The sequence below is a fragment of the Rhodopirellula maiorica SM1 genome (assembly GCF_000346295.1).
Classification (GTDB): domain Bacteria; phylum Planctomycetota; class Planctomycetia; order Pirellulales; family Pirellulaceae; genus Novipirellula; species Novipirellula maiorica.
Window position 1 is genome coordinate 1 of record NZ_ANOG01000118.1, and the last position, 3,568, is coordinate 3,568.

Here is a 3,568-nt window from a genome sequence, read left to right on the forward strand (position 1 = left end):
GCTCGTTGTGTTAGGAATGGATCGTGCCGTTTGAGGCAACTAGCCCTCCCCGGCCGCTTTCAGCGACCGACCCTCCCTGGGGAAGGTGGCGTTTGTTAGCGGATCAGGCTCATGTAGAAGCTGAAGACCTGCGTGTCGTCGGTCGGGGCTTTGTTGACGGGATAGGCAAAGTCGAATGCTAAGGGGGCTGGGCCGAGCATCGGAATGGCGACGCGAAGACCGGCACCTGGTGCGACTCGGAACGAATCACTGTGCAATTCGACGTCCGATTCGACCGTTCCAAAGTCGACGAAAGCGACGCCTTTGAATGCGTCGTCGGCGGTGATCGGGAACATGTACTCGACGGTGTTCAGGAACTTGAAACGACCGCCGACTTCGACATTCCCGTTGGCACTGGCGACAACCGGGCTCGCACCGCGGAAATCAAAACCTCGCATCGTGGCGTAGCCGCCTGCGAAAAAGTTCTCAAAAAGCGGAGTGTCTTCGCCGCTGAAGCCAAGTTGGTTCGAGTACGACAGCGTTTGCTTGCCGCTGCCGTCGGCCCGTTGCGCTATCAACCAATACTTGCGATATTCGGTTTCGATGCGAGCGTAATCAAAATCTCCAAAAGCTTCTTCGAAACTGAATTCGAAATAGTGCCCTTGGCTCGATTGAATTGGGCTGTCACGTGTGTCGTGTTTTAACGACAGCGAGCCGGAATAGACTTCGTTGCGTCCGACGTTGTCGCTCAATACGGCCTCCAGCGGTGCAACGCCACGCACGCTCGGGTTCGTAACTTCGACACTTTGTCCACTGATGCCGAGCGAAATCGAAAGGTCAGGCGTGATGCGGTAGCCGAAACTCAATCGGCCGCCGAGACGTTCTTCGTCCCAGTCGTCGAAACTTCGGTCGACCAAAAATCCGCTGACCGACATGCTCACTGGTTTGTAACCGAACAGGTTGGGGTCGGCAAAATTGATCGTGTATCGGTCGTAATCGCTACCCGGAGCGGCTTCGATGCGAAAAGTTTGTCCAGCACCACGGAACGCCGTGCCACTCACCAAGTCTTGAAACGAACGAGGCCATCGCATGATGTCAAAGTTGCGTTCGTCGACGGTGATTTGTCCTGTCACGCCTGCATCACTGTTGACGGCACCACCTAACATGATTCGTCCGGTCCGCGCCGGGAATCCGTTAATGATCAAGTCGGCTTCGCGGACTGTGGGCATCGGAACACTCGAGGGAGCTCCGCCGTAAGGATCGGCACCATACGGCAGCAGTGTGCCGCTGTCCGGATAGCCTGTACCGGGAAAGGTATTCGATGGAGGTGCAAAGGTCGAATCGGGATAGGTCGGAGCGGTGTACTGAGTCGACGGCGGTGCCGTTGTGGGGGCACTGTAGGTATTGCCACCGTTGTAGTTTTGCGAGGGGCTCGACAGCGATGGTGGAGCCGAATAACTGCTGGGAGGTTGGTAGTTGTTCGGTGCCGTGTAACCGCTCGACGGCGGCGTGTACGGCGGGGTGCTGGGATATTGCCGAGCGACATAGCGATCGCCGTCTGTTTGAACAGAAAGCGGCTCGGTTGTCGTGGGTTGTGCAGGTGAATGGGGCGATACGGAATCCAATGCGGCCGCGCGGGCAGCCAGCGGATTGACGCTTTGTGGTGCTTGCGTCGCGAGTTGGTTGCAACCGGTGAACGCCGTCGCAAACGCGACGACACCGATCGAGCACGCAATGGTTCGTGCTGTTTTTTCAATCGTGTGCATCATGCGGACGACTTCATCGGAAGAGTGCTGTTGAAACTTAGTAGACATCGTCGACCTCGCGATCGGTCGGAACGACCTTGATGTCGGGGGCGTCGGCGATTTGTGGATTGGTCTCTAGCAATTGGCTGCGTTCAATACGACGGCGATTTAGTTCTAGCGAGCGACGGTCAATGATGTCGCCTTCACGAAGATCGACCATGTTTAGCATCGTGGATTCACGCATCAGATGGGGTTCGCCTTCGATGTTGACCAAGATGCGACCGACTTTCCAAATATCGCCTTCGGTGACGTCGTAGACCAAGTCGACTGTGTTCGCTTCGTCTCGCATTACAGTCTTCGGTTCGACTTCGGCATAGATAAAACCGAGTTCGCCGTAGCCGTAGGTGATCTCGCCGATATCGCGACGCATCAGGGTGCCGTCAAACATGTCGCCCGCTTTTAATTCCAACCGTTTGCGAAGCGATTCTTCGGTGATAAACTGGTTGCCGACGATCTTGACATCGTTGACTTTGAAGCGAGGTCCTTCGTTGACCACGAAGGTGACGTACAACCATTTGCCGGATTCGTCATAGTGCAGTCGTCTCCCGACGGTGGCGGTTAAAAAGCCAAGGTTGTGGTAGTACGTGGCCAGCACGTTGACGTCATTGTCAATCTTGGCCAGGTTGGCGGTGTTTCCGATGTAGGACAATATGCCGGCGGTAGGTCCACGGCTGGCGATGATTTTTTTCAGTCGGGCTTCGTTAACGATCGTATTACCTTTGATTGTGATGTCGGCAATTCGTTCTTTGGGACCTTCGTTGATGCGGAAAATGACGATTCCTGGATCGGTTCCGAAACCGATTTGTGCATCAACGGCGACTTGATTGAAACCTTCTTCGAGGTAGTAGTCGATGATGCGGCGTCGAGCGGATTCGACCGAAAACTCACTTAACGGGTCGTTGGCTTGGACTCCGGCGCGATTGCGTATTTCGCGGTTGTTAAACGCGCGATGACCGTGAAAGACAACCTTGGTGATGACCGGTCGCTCGTGTACGAAATAGGTAACTGCGACACCTTCGGGGCGTTCGTCAACTTTAAAGGTGACGTGATCAAACGAGCCCATGTCGTTCAGACGTCGCACGTCGCCGAGCACAGTTTCGTAATCATAAAAGCGATCTTTTCGCGTTTCGATCTTTTGCATGATCAAGTGGGTGCCGATCGCTTTATTGCCACGCACGGTGACGTCCAGCACGATCGCGTCCCCTTTTTCGCGGTGGATCGTTACCCCATCGCGGCTGCGAACATGGTCTTGAAATTTGGGACGAGTGTCGGGCCCGGGAGCACTTGCGCCGCCTTGGCCACCCCCGAATCCGCCTCCGCCACCCATTTGCGCATTCGCCAACGTTGGCGTCAGAGCAAATGCGATCAGCATGGTTAGCAATACCGATTGGGCGGCACTACAGCACAGAGCGCGTCGAGTCGTTCGAGCAGTCATTCGGTTCGTAGTCCGTTCTGTCTTACAGTGAGGTATCCCGCTAGGGGAAAACCGATTCATCCTTGAATTCGGTCGCAATGGAGCGGATAAATCGTCATCGATTGACGATTTTCCACCTATTTGCGATATCAATGTTGGTAACTACCAACGCAGACGCACTCACGACAAGGCAGATTTACAACTAATTCGGCGGCTTTTTTTCAGGCGATTGCCCTCTTTCAGCGACTGATCCTTGCCGGGGGGAGGGGAAAGTTAGAGTTGGACGGTAGGCCGGATCAAGTCGCGGTAGCGACGCAGATCCGGCAGATGCGATTTTTGCACTGGAAATTCGTTAAGACTGTCGTCCACA

Annotated in this window: 2 protein-coding genes; both read right to left on the minus strand. The window is 55.0% G+C overall.

Translation table 11 applies throughout. The features are described from left to right. Positions 1-95: 95 nt before the first annotated feature. On the minus strand, positions 96-1,793 hold the full coding sequence (locus tag RMSM_RS03415) for a BamA/OMP85 family outer membrane protein (protein ID WP_236621990.1): 1,698 nt from the start codon (positions 1,791-1,793) through the stop codon (positions 96-98). Next, positions 1,783-3,219, minus strand: coding sequence for a BamA/OMP85 family outer membrane protein (locus RMSM_RS03420; RefSeq protein WP_173405104.1), 1,437 nt, complete (start codon positions 3,217-3,219; stop codon positions 1,783-1,785). Before RMSM_RS03420 ends, RMSM_RS03415 begins: the two co-directional genes overlap by 11 nt. Between the last annotated feature and the right edge of the window lie 349 nt (positions 3,220-3,568).